The organism is Streptomyces sp. NPDC057654 (assembly GCF_042800135.1).
Classification (GTDB): Bacteria; Actinomycetota; Actinomycetes; order Streptomycetales; family Streptomycetaceae; genus Streptomyces.
In genome coordinates this window covers 1-14,817 of the sequence record NZ_JBHVHQ010000108.1, presented here as the reverse complement: position 1 = coordinate 14,817, position 14,817 = coordinate 1, and the positions used below count along the sequence as shown (strand labels likewise).

The window sequence follows — 14,817 nt, the reverse complement described above, 5'->3', positions numbered from 1 at the left end:
TCAATGATCTGGATCAAAGACCTCACCCGCACCGCCCCTTGAACACGACTCAATACAGGCCCTAGGAGCCATAGCAACACGTGATCACTGACGCGTCGTGTCAAGCAGATTAGACAGATGCTCGGCTGGGAAATCCCAGCCGAGCATCTTGCGCGGACGGCACGCGTCGACGGTTGCCTGCGTACAAGGTGGACGTGCAGCCCCTCGTACAGATGAGGGAGCGTCAAAGTATGCGATGAAGGGGCGGCCGGAGGGTTCGCTGGCTGGGGACTTTGCTCAGCGCAGCGTCAAGCGCACGATGTCGATGTCCTGGTTCCGAGCCTGCGCGAAAGAACGACCATGTTCCGTCACGATGAAGCCGCACTTCTCCAGTACGCGGATGGAACCGGCGTTGTCAGCAGCGGCGGTGGCATGTAGCGGGCGGGTGTCTTCCAGCTTGATCAGTTCAGCGAGAGCTCGCGAGGCGACGCCTCGACCCCACCAGTGAGACCGCCCGCTGGTGTAGGAGATCTCCCTCTCGTCTGGCGGTCCGGCTACTACCGCGTGTCCTGCCACGACGCCATCGGCGATAACGGTTCGCAGGATCCTTGCCGGATCGGTCCGTACCTTGGCCCAGAACCGGTCGAAGTGGCCCCGGCCGTAGTGGTACTTCCGCGTAGCAGCGGCCATGTGCCGCACCTCCGGGTCCGTCAGGTGTTCCCAGAAGACGGGCAGGTCACCGTCCTGAGTTTCACGCAGGGATATCTCCATGGCGCCGCGTCACCCTCCGCAATGTCACAACCAAGTTGGCCGGCTCAGCCCAGCCGCGACCTTCCGTCACGGTATGCCGGCGAAACAGCCGGCTCGGGCTTCAGCTCGGTCGGGACGAACGCTTTGACGGTGAACGTTGCTGTAGCTCTCATGCGGCGAACGTACCGAGGGGGTCTGACAAACGCAGCGGCCGCCGGGCGCCGGGCGGTGGCGGAGACCTGGCCGTGCGTTGTCGCCGGGGCGTCAGGGGGCGAACTCGATCTCCGGATAGCGGCCATCCGGTCCGTCGAGCAGGTCGGTTCGGCAATGGCGCAGGTATCGGTCGAAGTAGGCGTTGACGTACGCGCGCACTACGGCGGCCGCGCGGTACTCGTCGATCGTGCCGGCCGCCTTGTCGACCTCGTCGGGCGAGAGGCCGAGGAGGGGCGCCGCCTGGTGGAGCAGCAGGGGGAAATCGATGAAGGAGTCGTGGGCCGCCCCGGTGAGGGTGAGCCGCAGCTTCGGGCCGCGCTGCCTGGGCCAGAACGTATCCCAGCTCGCGTCCCTTCCCCGGTCCTGCTCGTTCCTGCCGAACAGCAGGAGCGGGCGGTCGGAACCGGCGACGGAGGCGGGGGTCCACAGGGTTCCGTCGAGGTTGGCCCCGGCGACGAGGCGAGGGTCGTCGTGCAGGGCCGCCGCGGTCGTCGCGCCCCCGTCCGAGTGGCCGAACATCCCCACGTGCGCCAGGTCGAATGCGCCCCGCAAGCAACATGGAAGCGGCCGTCGGTCGCCGTCACGGGCGTATCCGTAATCGATCGTGGCGAGTTGGCCCAGAACGAATCGAGTGTCAGCCACCCTCGCGTCTACCGCCTTGATGGTCAGTTCCACCTCGTTGGCGTCCGTGAATTCAGGAATGGCCGCAGTCTCCACACGCCCGTCCGGGAACTCGACGGCCAGCGCATCGTGAGTGTGGTCAATGGAAACCACGACGTAGCCGTGACCGGCTAGGTCCTCCACAAGAGCAGTGGCCTCGGTTCGCCAGCCCCGCAGCCCATGGGAGTAGAGCAGCACGGGCCATCCGCCCCGGCGTCGCCGCACCGGAGCGCCGAGGTGCGCGTGAGTCGTCGGCCAGGGGAGGGCGGGAAGACGGTTCGCCTTCTCGTACGCGCGCGCGATGGCGGGCGTCATCCACGGCGCGTTCGGAAACCCGTGGACGGCGGCGGCCGGGTACCAGACCTGGATCATGAGTTCTCGGACCGGTTGGCCGGACGCCGCCCAAGGGTCGGGGCGCGACCGGTCGACGAGGTGCAGCGACACCGTGCCGATGCGCTGCCTACCGGTCGGGGCTGGCAGCGTGAACCGAGTCCCCGACGAGAGAGCAGGCCCCGTCCCCAACACTCCCGGAACCAGCCCCGCACCGACACCAACACCGGCCAGCAGCACCGCCCTCCGTGGCGGCCTGGGTTCGGCGGCGCTGCCCGTCATGGAGATCCCCCCTCGGGAAGGGTGTGGATACCGCAGAAGGCACCCGCTCCCAGACAACCGTCAGCCCCCCGCCGCCGACGATGAGGCAGACCCGCCTCTTGCCGGTAGGGCCAGCCCCACCCGGCAGACCTCGTCCACCCCCCAAGCCAAGAGGTCGTCGCCCCCCCAAGGGCGTGACGGCGGCACGAATTCACCAGTGGCTGGTCAACGCGCCCCCAGAAACGCACACTTGACCGCATCCCCTATCCTCCCCCTCATTACGCACATGGCCCCGAGGAGTTCCGGCTGAGGGGGGATCATGGCTGAACTGTACGGGCGTAGGGCGTTGCTTCGGGATGTGGTGCCCGCGCTCGTAGGGCTGGATCGCACTGGCAGGCACCGCATTCCGCCGCCGCGTCATGGGTACGCCCCCGTTCTCAGCTGCGTCGGCGGCCAAGGCAGCGGTAAGACCGCCGTGTTGGAGGCGCTGGCCGAGCAGTACCGGCAGCGGGTTCCCCAGGCGTACGCCGACCTGGGAGCGGACGATTTCGGGGTGGCCGGGCTCGCCCCGGTCGTCGCCGCCGGTACGCCCAACGCCTCGACCATCTCCGACCTGCTGTTCCTCCTCAGCTTCCGGCTCACCAAGCACCCGCGCGACTTCGGCAGGGCCCTGTCCCTGCCCCGGCTCACACAGGGGCTGATCGCCGTCAGCAGCTGGCAGGTCCAGGACACCGACGACGGCATTCCAGTGGCGGTACGGCCCGACGAACTCGCCGCCGCCGGACGCAGGTTGGATGCTCTGCTCCAGGACAGCCAGCCCGACCCGGCGAAACGCGCCGAGCGGGTCGCCATGTGGGTCAATAGAGCCGCCCAGGCCGTCGGGCCCCTCGCCGGGCTGCCCGCCGAGATGGGCTCCATGGTGCAGGCCATCGTCGAGACCGTGTCCGTCGAGCTGTTCGGGCAGCGCCCGCACCGCGCCGGACTCGCCTGGTGGGCGGCGCGCGACGTCGCGCCGATGGGGAACGCGTACGACCAACTGACGGCGCTGGCCATGGACTTCCGGGGCGAAGGCGTCAAGCGCACCCGGTCCGAACGCCATCTGCTGGCCTCCCTGCTGGCGGACGTCGCGGACTACTACGGGCCGCTGCGCATCGCGAACGCGGTTCCGCGCCCGCTGCTGCTCCTGGACAACGTCCATACCGCGCCGGGCGCGAAGTTTCTCGACCTGCTGCTGGCCGCGCACCACGACGCCGCGACGCCCCGCCGGGCGATGCGCCCGGTCGTCGTCACCACGGCCCTGGGAAGGGTCGGCGGCAGGACGCCGGACACGCGGACGATGCGCGGCCCGATCTGGCGGGAGGAGCGGCCCGCCGCGAAGGAGGGCTGGCTGCTGCCCGTACGCCTGGCGGCGCTGGAACTGGACGACATCATGTTCATGTTCGGGGCGGAGAGCCCGCCGCCCGGCACCACTCAGCTCGTGCTGCGGCTCAGCGCGGGCCGGGCCGCCATCGTCCATGCCCTGGTCGATGCCGTCATCGGGCAGCTGCGCACCGGCGGGGCGGTGTCCCCGGCGGCCCTGCTCGACACTCCGGCCGCAGGTCAGCCGGGCACGCCCGTACACGCCTTCCTGCTGGAGCGGCTGCTGCCCGACGCGACCGCGCGCGGGCGCCTCACCTATTTCGCGCCGGCGCTCGACGACAGTGCGGCCCATAAACTCAGCGACGTCTTCCCGCCGGGGGACGGCGGGGCCGTGCCCGTACAGCGGGCCAAGAGCCATCTGCGCGACAACCACTGGGAGCAGCGCGCCTGGCCCGGTCTGGACGGCCCGTTCGTCGGCGACGGCGCGCTGCGCGTCCTGCTGCTGCACGCCCTGCGCGACCTCACCGGGCGGACCCCGCGGGCGGGCGACTGGCGCGACATCCATCTGCGGCTGCGCGCCCACTACGACCCGCAGGGGCTGGGCCGCGGCGCGGACACGCACGACAACCGCTATCTGCACCACTCGCTGGCCCTCGGCGACACGGACGTGGTCGTACGGACCCTGCACCGCCGCTTCTCGCAGGGCGACGCCTTCGCGTGGCTGGCCGCCGTCAACCTCGTCTGCGCCGCACCCCACCCGCCGCCGGGCCTGCCGCCCCCGGACGAGGACGCCCCGCCGTGCCTTGCCTGCGCGGCCGACGGCGGGCCCGTGCCCGTACACCAGGCCATCGAGCTGCTGGTGCTGAACCTGTGGCGGCAGTCCGCGCCGCAGGCCGTGCCCGGGAGCGCGGCGATCGACAGCATCAAGCACCAATTGTTCACGCTGGCCCAGTACAGCAGTCCCGTACCGCAGGAGATCTTCTTCCGCGCCCACGAACAGTGGCCCGCGCAGCTGAGCGGCTGGGCGCAGGCGCCGGATCTCCGGACCGTCGTCGACGCGGAAAGGTCCGGCACATGAATCGACTGGTCAGGGCCCTTCGCCGGATCCGGCATCGCGTCGGCGTGTTCCTCCGCAGGCTGTTACCCGCCGGCAGGATCTACCGTTACCTGTTGATCGGCGTCTTGGTCCTCGCCGTGGTTGCGGGCACGTACTTCACCGTCAGAGCCTCCCGGCACGACCCCTCGTGCGGGTCGGGGGTCAAAGAGCGCGGCACGCAGCATGAATGCACGGGCGTCACCGACGGCTCCGTGGTCTTCGCCCCGGCGCTGAAGCAGGTCACCCAGCGCATCAAGGCGGAGAACGACGCGGTCGCCGGCAAGACGCCGGTCACGGTCGCGCTGATGATCCCGATGATCTCGGACAACGCCGCCGAGCAGCGCGAACTCGTCGAGCAGACCCAGGGCGCGTACCTCGCCCAGTACCGCGCCAACCACCGCTCCAACAACCAGCGTCCGCCCGTACGGCTGCTGCTCGCCAACCCCGGCCACAACTACGAGTTCTGGCGCCCCATCGCCGACCGGCTCGCGTCGGCCGCCGCGTCCGGGCGCGAGAATCTCCGCGCCGTCGCCGGTATCAACATCAGCCTGGACGCCACCGAGGACGCGCTGGCGTACCTCACCAACACCAAGGGCATCCCCGTCGTCGCGGGCTCGCTCACCGGCAACGACTTCGCCAACACCCCGGAGCGCCCGCACGCCTTCCGCGGTCTGGCGCGCGTCGCCCCCACCAACAGCGACCAGGCGGCTGCCCTGGGGTCCTACGGCGCGGGCAAGAAGCCCGACGAGACCATGGTCGTGGAGGATCTCCGGGAAGGCGACAACTACCTGTATACGCTGCGCCGGGTGTTCGAGCGCCTGGCCAAGGGGGCGAAGAACGCCCCCGAGACCTTCCGCTCGCCGAAGGACTTCAACAAGGAGGACAACCTTTCCAACGACTTCCACCAGATGGTGGCGGACATCTGCACCTCCGACGCGAAGACGGTCTACTTCGCGGGGCGGCCCGTGCAACTACGTCAGTTTCTGGTCGAGTTGGGGAACCGCACCTGCGACAAGCGTTACACGGTGATCACCGGTTCACACGCGTCCACCCTGACGGTGGACCCCAAGTTCGCGCCCGAATGGGGCTCGCTGACCAAGGGTGCGGGCATCACCTTGCGCTACGCGGGCCTGGCGCACCCGGACGCGTGGGCGCCGAACGCCCCCGGGTCCGACAACGGACCCGCCGACAGGTCCGACGACGCGTCCAAGGCCGCGTACAAGGAGTTCCGCGACCTGGCCGCGGAGTTCGGGCCCGGCTCGGAGCACCCGATCGGCCCGGTGTCCCTGGTCGACTCCCGGACGATCATCACTCACGACTCGGTCGCCACGGCGATCGCCGGCATCCGCAACAGCACCGTCGGCTCGGTCCGGATGCCCACGCTCCCCCAGGTGGCCGACGGCTGGCTGCGGCTGCACGGCACCCACACGGTGCACGGCGCGAGCGGCCCGATCTGCCTCGACCAGTACGGCAACCCGTACAACAAGGCCGTGCCCATCGTGCACCTCGACCCGGTCACCAAGAAGGCCGTCTTCGACCGCCTCGCCTGGCCGGAGGGACATCCGTCGCCGTCCGACTGCACGGCGCCCAACAAGCCCGGGACCTGACAAGGCTGAAAGGCCGAAGGGGGCGGGTGGGCCCTGCCCGCCCCGGCCCGCCCCTGCCCGGCTCTCACGCTGTCACCGCGTACACGTTCTTGTCGTCACTGCCCACATAGACACTTCCGTCCGCCACGACCGGCGACGACCAGAGGGCGCCCCCGAGGCGCCCGCTCTTCCAGCGCACCGTGCCATCAGCCGCGCGGAACGCGTACAAATAGCCGTCCAGACTGCTGACGTACACCGTGCCCTTGGCCACGGTTGGGCGCGTACGGATCACGCCGTCTGTGTCGGCCTTCCACAGCATCCGGCCGTTGGACACGGCGACGGCGTACACACGTCTCTCGTCGCTGCCGACATACACCGTCGAGCCGACCACGAGGGGGGTCGAGCCCACGGGCTGTTCGGTGGCAAGGGGGCTGGACCAGAGCGCTTTCCGGCTCTTGGGGTCGATCGCGTACAGCTTCCCGTCGCTGCTGCCGACATACACCGTTCCCCCGGCGACCGCGGGACGCCAGAAGGCCTTGCCTTCATCCCCGCGGAACTTCCAGAGCAGTTTGCCGCGGGCGGCGTCGACGCAGTACAGGAAGCCGTCGTCACAGCCGACGTACGCCGCTCCGTCCGCCACCGCGGGCCCCCAGACGGGACGGTCGGAGATCGGGCACTTCCACCGCTCTTCGCCGTGTGCCGCGCCGACCCTGTACAGGGTCCTCCGTTCCGTGTCGTTACCGCTGCTCACGTACACGGAGTCACCGGCCAGGACCGGCGAGGACCAGCCCAGCGCGGCGTTGAGAGGCCGCTCCCACCGCTGCTTCCCGGAGCGCGCGTCGATGGCGTACAGCTTGCCGTCGTCGCTGCCGGCGTAGACCACGCCCTCGGCCGCCACCGGTGATGACCGCGCCCTCCCTCCGGTCGAGAACGGCTGCCGCCACACCGGCTTCCCCGTGCTCGTACGGACCGCGTAGATGTGCTGGTCGTCGCTCCCGAAATACACCACGCCCTTCGCCACGGCGGGGTCCGAGCTCACCGGCCCGCCGGTCGCGGCCCTCCAGCGCTTTTGGCCCGGCGCGACGTCCTGGACGTCGAGGACGCGCCATCCGGCGACTCCTGTGCCGACGGCGGCGGTCGCCGTGACCGCGTTCGTCAGGAAGTTCCGCCGGGTCAGCCAGGCGGCCGTACGGTCCGACAGCTCCCCTTCATAGGGAACGTCCTCGTCGGGAACAGGGGGCTGGGCGGCGACGGGCCGGGGCGGCGGCGTCGCCTCCAAGAGCCGGGCCCACGGCTGGTACGGGACGTCGGACCGGCCCGCCCACCCGGCCAGTACGTGCACGACCTTCATCAACTGGTCGAGGTCGCGCGGATGGTGGCGGCCGTTGAACCAGTCGCTGAGCGTCTGCTCCGACACCCCGCTCCGCTTCGCCAGTGCGGCTCTCGTCGTACGCCGCCCGGCCCGCGCCCATACCTCCTTGGCCTGCGCTTCCAGGGTGATCAGCTCGCGCACGAGCGGGCCGGGTCCCGTGCCGGTGCCCGTGCTGGTGCCAGTGCTGGTGCTCGTACCGATGCCGGTGCCGGTGCCGTGCGGTGATCGCCGTGCCTCCACGGGCGGGCCTCCTCGCGCCGCGACCGGCCCACGGCCGGTCCCCTCCCCCCTCCAGTACGGGCGCGAGGCCGCATCCGTTCAGCCCACATCCGGTTCCGTTTCCGGCCCCGTTTCCGGTCTCGTCCCCGGCCCGTCCCCGGTCTCGTCCCCGCGCACTCCGACTCGGAGAAGTTCGGATACCCGCTCCGACCTGCTGTTTCGTACGGGCGTCAGCGGATCTCTCCGGACTTCCTTGGGGCCGGTGCGGCCCGTACCGGCTACTGGAGGGCACCGGCCCGGCACTCACGCCGGACGGACGGACTGACGGGCTCACAAAAGGGGATCTCTCGTGACTCCTCCGCCGCCTGGAGGCGGGGGCTTCTCGCTATGCCGGGTTGGCGTCGCGACGGGCCAGCCCGGCCCGTAGAACGTTCAGGGCGCCCACGGTGTCCGCGTGTGCGCGGTGGCCGCACGAGACGCAGTGAAACTTCTCCTGGGTGGGCCGGTTCTCCGCTGAGAGATGTCCGCATTCGGGGCAGGTCCGGGAGGTGTTGCGGGGGTCCACGGCGATCACTTCCCGTCCGGCGCTTTCAGCCTTGGCGTGCAGGATCGTCAGGAACACCCCCCATCCGGCATCCGAGATCGAGTGGTTGAGTCCGGCCTTCGCCGCCGCCCCGTTGGGCAGGAAGATGCCCGGCATCGCGGGGTCCGGCTTCGGGGCAGGGGCCTTGACCATGTTGCGGATCTTGAGGTCTTCGTGCGCGATGAAGTCGTGTGCGCGCGCGAGGTCAAGAGCCGTCTTGTGCGCGTGGTCCAGGCGCTGACGGCGGACCTTGCGGTGCAGGTCGGCAACGCGCTGGACGGCCCGCTGGTGGTTGGCGGTGCGCTGGTCGCGGCGGACGCGGCCGAACCGGGCGAGATCCCGCTGTGCGGCTCCGAGTTTCGCAGCGGCCTTCCGGCCATACCGGGGGCTGGCCACGAACCCGCCGTTGGAGTCGGCGAGAAAGTTGGCTAGGCCCATGTCGATGCCGACCACGGAGCCCGTTGCCGGAAGCGGCTCGGGGGCGGCCTGCTCGGCGGTCAGGATCACGTACCAGCGTCGGCCTTCGCGCTTGACGCTGACGGTCTTGACCTTGCCGGCCACGGGCCGGTGCTGGTTGACCTTGACGTGTCCGACGCCTTGCAGGCGGACACGGGTTGTGGGGTCGTGCGGGGTGGAATCCCAGCGGCAGCCGTCGCCGTCCTTCGGGAAGTCCACCGTGTCGAACCGGTTGACGCCCCGGAAGCGGGGACAGCCCGGCTTGTCCCCGGCTTTCACGCGCCGGAAGAACGCGGCGAACGCCTTCTCCAGACGGCGCAAGGTCGCCTGCTGGCTGGAGAACGACCACCGCCCCTGACGCTCCGGATCGAAGGCCCGGATCTCGGTGAGCTGTGCGGACTGCTGCCCGTACCTGACGCTCGTCTTGGAGACGTGCCGGTAGGCGTCGCGGCGTTCTTGCAACGCCCCGTTGTAGAGGGAGCAGTGATCGCGCAGCATCTCGCCGAGCGCGGCGGCCTGGCCCACGGTAGGCCGCATGAGGAACTTGTACGCACGGATCATCCGGCCCACTCCTCCTTCCACGTCGGCTCGCAGGAGCATACTACGCTTGGCGTATGTCACCGCGCTGGAACCCAAACCCCGATATTCGCACTGGCCGCCACGTCACCTGTCACCTGCACGCACACTTGGTGTTCGTCACGAAGTACCGGAAGAACATCTTCGATGACGCCATGCTGAAGCGGTGCGAGGAGATCATGCGCGAGGTGTGCGCCGGCTTCGAGACGGAGCTGAGGGAGTTCAACGGCGAAGCCGATCACGTCCACCTGCTCGTGCACTACCCGCCGAAGATCGCCCTGTCCAAGCTGATCAACAGCCTCAAGGGGGTCAGCTCCCGATACCTGCGCGCCGAATACACCGGCCGCATCAACCACATCGGGATGGGCTCCGTCTTCTGGTCCCGCTCCTACTTCGCAGGCTCCTGCGGCGGCGCACCACTCACAATGATCCGTCAGTACATCGAGCAGCAAAAACGTCCACTCTAAGGTGACGGTCAGAACAGTCTTAGGATGCGTTCCCCCTCCCAGGCTGAAGCCGGGGATACCCACGCAAGATCAGGGATGGAACGTGTTCCTCACGCACCGCACGGCGGCCCCGGCTCGGGCGTGGAACCGCAATCGGCACTCCGCTCCCGTGTCTCCTCCCGCGTCTCCACCCACGTCTCCTCCCGCATCCCGCGGGCACTGCTCCGCAGCGCGGCGGCCGGGGCGGGACGGGCGTTCGCCACGGCGCTGGAGTCGGCGCTGACTGCCGTACTCCTGTACCTGCTGCACAGGTTGCACGGCCTGTAGAAGTAATTGCTGTGAGTTTCGCTACCGCCCCGGCGCGCAACGCAACCCCGGCCGGATCCATGGCCTCTACAGGGGGGAGGCGACGAACGGCGTCACGAGCGCTGACCTGTGCTTCGCGGCGGTGGTCGGACGCCCTCGGTCAGCGCCCTCAGTGCCCGCAGTGCCCGCAGTGCCCCAGGAAAGGTGATCCAGATGAAGCAGCTCCACGTTCCGGGGCCCGGGGCGGGACCCGGGGCAGGATCCGGGTCCAGGCCGGGAACAGGGGCGAATACGGACACTGGTCCCATTGGTCCTGCGCGCGGGGTGCGATCGGGTGACTCACTGATCGACACGCGGGGGCGCCGGGGTACGTTCACCAGCGTGCCGACGAATTCTCGTGTTCCGAGGGCGCCCAGGGTGCCGAGGGCCGCCGCGCTGCGTTACGGGGCCGTGGCCCTGACCACCGCGTCGCTGCTGCTGCCCGCGCTGCTCACCGCCGCCCCCGCCCAGGCCGCCGACCACACCGACGACAAGGGGAAGCCGCCGACCAAACCGCCGGGGCAGATGTCCACGGTCGGCGGGGACCTCCTCGGCCGCCCCGGCCGCCAGGTGCAGCCGGAGTCGGGTGCCCCGGCGCTGCCGAAGGATCTCTCCGGGCGGTCCTGGCTGGTCGCCGACGCCGAGACCGGCGAGATCCTGGCCGCCGAGAACGCGCACTGGCGGCTGCCGCCCGCCTCCACGCTGAAGATGCTGTTCGCGGACACCGTGCTGCCGAAGTTCCCCAAGACCCAGACGCACAAGGTCGCGCCGTCCGACCTGGCGGGGATGGGCGCGGGCAGCAGCCTCGTGGGCATCAAGGAGAACCTGACGTACACGGTCCACGACCTGTGGCGCGGCGTCTTCCTGCGGTCCGGCAACGACGCGGTGCACGTGCTGGCCGCGATGAACGGCGGTGTGCCGAAGACGGTCACGGACATGCAGGCCCACGCGAAGGAGCTGCGGGCCGACGACACGCACGTCGTCTCGCCGGACGGCTACGACGAGCCGGGGCAGGTCTCCAGCGCGTACGACCTCACGCTCTTCGCCCGTTCCGGGCTCCAGAACGCGGACTTCCGGGAGTACTGCTCGACGCCGAGCGCCCAGTTCCCGGGCGAGGAGAAGAAGGACAAGAAGGGCAAGGGCACGAAGCGCGAGAGCTTCGGCATCCAGAACACCAACCGGCTGCTCGTCGGCGACATCGGGCACGGCGTCCAGCCGTACAAGGGCATCGCGGGCGTCAAGAACGGCAACACGACCAACGCCGGGGCCACCTTCACCGGTGTCGCGCAGCGCGGTGAGCGGAAGCTGCTGGTCACGGTCATGAACCCGCAGAAGGCGGAGGCCGACGAGGTCTACAAGGAGAGCGCCCGGCTGCTCGACTGGGGCTTCGCGGCGGCGGGACACGTCAAGCCGGTGGGCATGCTCGTGCCGCCGCAGGGCGTGGGCGACAAGTCCGGCGGCAAGGACGGCGCCAAGCATCAGAGCGGCGCTCAGGCGTCGGTCGCCGGCTCCGGTGGCGGCGGGATGGGCACGGCCCTGGGCATCGCGGGCGGCGCGGTCGTGGTCCTGGCCGCCGCCGCGTACCTGGTCCACCGCCGCTGGCCGCTCAGGCGCCGCTCCTGAGCGACGGCACGTCGTACGGGCCCCAGGACGGTTTCAGTCGCCGACAGCCGTGGCCCCGCTGGACGCGGCCGGCGGCGGGGCCGTCGCGACAGGCCGCGCCTCCGGTTCACCTTCACCGGCCGTCGCCTCTCCCGCCGAAGCGGACGGCGTGGCCGTCCACGCCGCGCAGAACAGCGTCAGTTTTGCCGTGAAGCTGATCCACAGCAGGAGCGCGATGGGGGTGCCGAAGGCCCCGTACATGCTCTTGGCCGCGACGCCCTGGAGATAGCCGCTGAGCAGCAGTTTCAGCAGTTCGAAGCCGATGGCGCCGATGAGGCCGGCGACGACCATGCGGCGGCGGGGCGGGGAGACGCCGGGCAGGCGCGTCAGGACGTAGAGCATCAGCACGAAGTCGGCGAGCACCGCGAAACAGAAGCCCGCCACCGACAGCAGCGCGCTGCCCACTCCGCCCTCGGCGAGGCCGATCTGCTCCGCCACCCAGCCCACCGCCGAGGACGCGAAGGCGGAGGCGCCGAAGGAGACGAGGGCCACTCCGCCGAGGCCCAGCAGGACGGCGGCGTCCTTGAGCTTGAGGACGATGGGGTTGCCGGGGTCCTCCTCCTTTTCCCAGACGGCGCGCAGGCACTCGCGCAGCGAGCTGACCCAGCCGATGCCGGTGAAGAGCAGCAGCGCGCCCGCGACGACGCCGACCGTGGCGGCGTTGTCGACGAGGGAGCTGAGGTCGAGCTGGCCGGAGATGCCCGGCACCTGCTCCGCGAGCTTGTGTTCGAGGTCGCGCATCTGCTGCTTGCTGAGCACCGCCGCCCCGACGGCCGCGCCCACCGTGATCAGCGGGAAGAGGGCGAGGAAGCTGGTGAAGGTGATCGCGGCGGCCAGCCGGGCCCACTTCACCCGTTCCAGCGTCTCGTACGAGCGCCACGCGTGCGTGCGCATCAGCCGGGCGATCACGGGGCCGATCCATGGCAGCCGGGTCAACCAATCCATGATCCACACCTATCCCTTTTGTCGGCGTTCATTCCCCTGCGGGCGCCTGCCCCATCTCCCGTGCCGGTGCCGTTCCCGCCTTCCGCTCCGGCGCCATCCCCGCCCGTTCCGCCCGTTCCGGCCGCTCCGGCCGCTCCTCGCGGAAGACCAGCGTCCGAGTACCCCAGAACCGCAGACACGTCGCCAACGCCATCCCGATCCCGGCGCCGGATACGGCGTCCGCGTGTGCCGACGTGAGGCCGAGACCGTAGTGCGAGAACGCCAGACACAGGAGTTGTACGAGCGCGCCCGCGACGTTCACGGCGCAGAAGACCGCGAACCGGCGGACCCGGCGGGCCCGGCCCCCGGCGGCAGCGGCAGCGGCGGCAGCCGCGCGGCGGCGGTACGTGCCGAAAGCGTTGCCGAGGTACGCGACCGTGCAGCCCGCCGCGAACGACAGCGCCTTCGCCGTCAGCGGGCCGAGTCCGGCCGGGCCGCGCAGCCACAGGAAGAGGCCGAGGTCGGCGGCGTACGCGGCCAGCCCCGCCAGCGCGAACCCGGCCGCCTCCGGCACCATCGCCCGCACCCGCCCCACGAGCCCCGCCGGCCCCGTACTCATCTGCGCCCGCCGCTCACAGCCCCGCGACCGCCAGCCCGTACAGCGTCATCCACACCACGGCGACGACGGCCAGCCCCCGGTCCCGCAGCACCACGTCCTCGGGCGCGCCGGCCGTGCCCCGGTCGGCGAAGACCGCGTACCGCAGCACGCCGAGGATGAACGGCACCATCGACAGCTGCCGCCAGGGCAGCGAGCCGCCGTCCACCGCGCGGTCGCCCTCCAGCGCCCACAGGCAGTAGGCGAGGACCGCGACCCCGGCCGCCAGTTGCCAGACGAACCGCAGATAGCCGGTGGTGTACTCGCGCAGCAGGGCGCGCGACTCGCCGCCGCGCTCGGCCATCAGCAGCGCCTCGGAGTACCGCTTGGCGGCCACCATGAACAGCGCGCCGAACCCCGCCGTGATCAGGAACCAGCGCGAGAGCGGGATGGCCAGCGCCACCCCGCCGGCCATCGCGCGCATCAGGAACCCCGTGGTGACGACCGCGAGGTCGACGACGAGCACGTGCTTGAGCGACATGCAGTAGGCGAGCTGCATCATGACGTACGCGCCGAGGAGCCCGGCCGTCGCGGGGTTGCACAGCGCCACGGCCGCCGCCGGGGCGAGTACGGCCAGCAGCCCGCCGACGGCGTACGCGAGGCCCGCGGGCACCTGGCCGGCGGCGACGGGGCGGCGGCACTTGTCGGGGTGCGCGCGGTCGGCGTCGGCGTCGCGTGCGTCGTTGATGAGGTAGACGGCGGACGCGGCGGCGGTGAACAGGACGAAGACGACAGCCAGTTGGGCCGCGACGTGGACGGAGGCGAGCCGTCCGGCGGCGGCCGGGGCCGCGACGACGAGCACGTTCTTGATCCACTGCCGGGGGCGGGCGGTCCGCACGAGCCCGAGCGGCAGCCCGGCAGCCCGCGCCCGGCCGGTCGCGGCAGTGGGGGCAGGGGGCGGCTGGGGTTCTTCGAGGACCGCGGCGGGTTCACCCATACCGGCGACCTCCCGGGCGCATGGGCGGACCACTGTCGCCCGTACGGGTCGCGGAGGACCTGCGGGCCGCCCGGCCCCCTCCCATCACCCACCGCCGCCCCGCCCCCGCCGTGAGCCCGCCCAGGAGCGCCCCCGCCGCCACGTCCGTCGGGTAGTGGACGCCTGTCAGCAGCCGGGAGGCGCACATCGCGGCGGCCGCCACCGGCACGTACCGCCTGGTCATGGGCGCGAGCGCGGCGAAGGCCACGGCCGCCGCGACCGACGACGCGGCGTGCGAGCTGGGGAAGGAGTGGCGGCCCGCGGTCCGTACGAGCGGGGCGCGGCGGCCCGTGAGCGGCGGCCGGGGGCGGCGTACGAGGCGTTTGGCACCCATGCTGACCAGGTGCGCCGCGGCTATCAGTGCGGTGC

At 70.8% G+C, this 14,817-nt stretch carries 13 protein-coding genes; 5 read left to right on the top strand and 8 right to left on the bottom strand.

The features are described from left to right. Window positions 1-276: 276 nt before the first annotated feature. Window positions 277-750 carry a GNAT family N-acetyltransferase gene (locus tag ACFU99_RS11715; RefSeq protein ID WP_384389401.1) on the bottom strand — a complete coding sequence of 158 codons (474 nt, stop codon included), beginning with the start codon at window positions 748-750 and terminating at the stop codon, window positions 277-279. Window positions 751-993: 243 nt separating this feature from the next. Beyond that, window positions 994-2,046: an alpha/beta hydrolase family protein gene (locus ACFU99_RS11710; RefSeq protein WP_384389398.1), complete on the bottom strand. Its 1,053-nt coding sequence runs from the start codon at window positions 2,044-2,046 to the stop codon at window positions 994-996. A gap of 466 nt (window positions 2,047-2,512) precedes the next feature. Between ACFU99_RS11710 and ACFU99_RS11705 the strand changes: the two genes are divergently transcribed. Together ACFU99_RS11705 and ACFU99_RS11700 are read left to right on the top strand one after the other, a co-directional pair. Beyond that, window positions 2,513-4,630 carry a hypothetical protein gene (locus tag ACFU99_RS11705; RefSeq protein ID WP_384389395.1) on the top strand — a complete coding sequence of 706 codons (2,118 nt, stop codon included), beginning with the start codon at window positions 2,513-2,515 and terminating at the stop codon, window positions 4,628-4,630. A gap of 92 nt (window positions 4,631-4,722) precedes the next feature. Beyond that, entirely contained in the window at window positions 4,723-6,255 is a 1,533-nt protein-coding gene (locus ACFU99_RS11700) for a hypothetical protein (protein ID WP_384389393.1), read from the top strand. A 64-nt stretch (window positions 6,256-6,319) separates the two neighbouring features. On the opposite strand, the gene ACFU99_RS11695 is transcribed toward ACFU99_RS11700, so the two are convergent. Then, on the bottom strand, window positions 6,320-7,846 hold the full coding sequence (locus tag ACFU99_RS11695) for a PQQ-binding-like beta-propeller repeat protein (RefSeq protein WP_384389390.1): 1,527 nt from the start codon (window positions 7,844-7,846) through the stop codon (window positions 6,320-6,322). A gap of 364 nt (window positions 7,847-8,210) precedes the next feature. Next, window positions 8,211-9,425: an RNA-guided endonuclease InsQ/TnpB family protein gene (locus ACFU99_RS11690; RefSeq protein WP_384389387.1), complete on the bottom strand. Its 1,215-nt coding sequence runs from the start codon at window positions 9,423-9,425 to the stop codon at window positions 8,211-8,213. Between the two features lie 53 nt (window positions 9,426-9,478). On the opposite strand from ACFU99_RS11690, the gene tnpA reads away from it, so the two are divergent. The 3 genes from tnpA to ACFU99_RS11675 all read left to right on the top strand — a co-directional run bounded on the left by tnpA (window position 9,479) and on the right by ACFU99_RS11675 (window position 11,854). Then, on the top strand, window positions 9,479-9,907 hold the full coding sequence (gene tnpA / locus ACFU99_RS11685) for an IS200/IS605 family transposase (RefSeq protein ID WP_384389385.1): 429 nt from the start codon (window positions 9,479-9,481) through the stop codon (window positions 9,905-9,907). Window positions 9,908-9,982: 75 nt separating this feature from the next. Continuing rightward, window positions 9,983-10,213, top strand: a complete 231-nt coding sequence (locus ACFU99_RS11680; protein ID WP_384389382.1) for a hypothetical protein — start codon at window positions 9,983-9,985, stop codon at window positions 10,211-10,213. Between the two features lie 396 nt (window positions 10,214-10,609). Beyond that, window positions 10,610-11,854, top strand: coding sequence for a D-alanyl-D-alanine carboxypeptidase family protein (locus tag ACFU99_RS11675; RefSeq protein ID WP_384389379.1), 1,245 nt, complete (start codon window positions 10,610-10,612; stop codon window positions 11,852-11,854). A 33-nt stretch (window positions 11,855-11,887) separates the two neighbouring features. Here the strand turns inward: ACFU99_RS11675 and ACFU99_RS11670 are convergent, their stop codons facing one another. The 4 genes from ACFU99_RS11670 to ACFU99_RS11655 form a co-directional block, all read right to left on the bottom strand. Next, window positions 11,888-12,838 (bottom strand): YihY/virulence factor BrkB family protein, encoded by a 951-nt coding sequence (locus tag ACFU99_RS11670; RefSeq protein ID WP_384389376.1) that lies wholly within the window; start codon window positions 12,836-12,838, stop codon window positions 11,888-11,890. A gap of 28 nt (window positions 12,839-12,866) precedes the next feature. Further along, entirely contained in the window at window positions 12,867-13,436 is a 570-nt protein-coding gene (locus ACFU99_RS11665) for a GtrA family protein (RefSeq protein ID WP_384389373.1), read from the bottom strand. Window positions 13,437-13,449: 13 nt separating this feature from the next. Further along, a complete protein-coding gene (locus ACFU99_RS11660; protein ID WP_384389370.1) occupies window positions 13,450-14,409 on the bottom strand; it encodes a decaprenyl-phosphate phosphoribosyltransferase in 960 nt (319 codons plus the stop codon). Then, window positions 14,402-14,817, bottom strand: a 416-nt coding sequence (locus ACFU99_RS11655; protein WP_384389368.1) for a phosphatase PAP2 family protein, incomplete at its 5' end; no start/stop codon positions are given. The genes ACFU99_RS11660 and ACFU99_RS11655, both read right to left, overlap by 8 nt.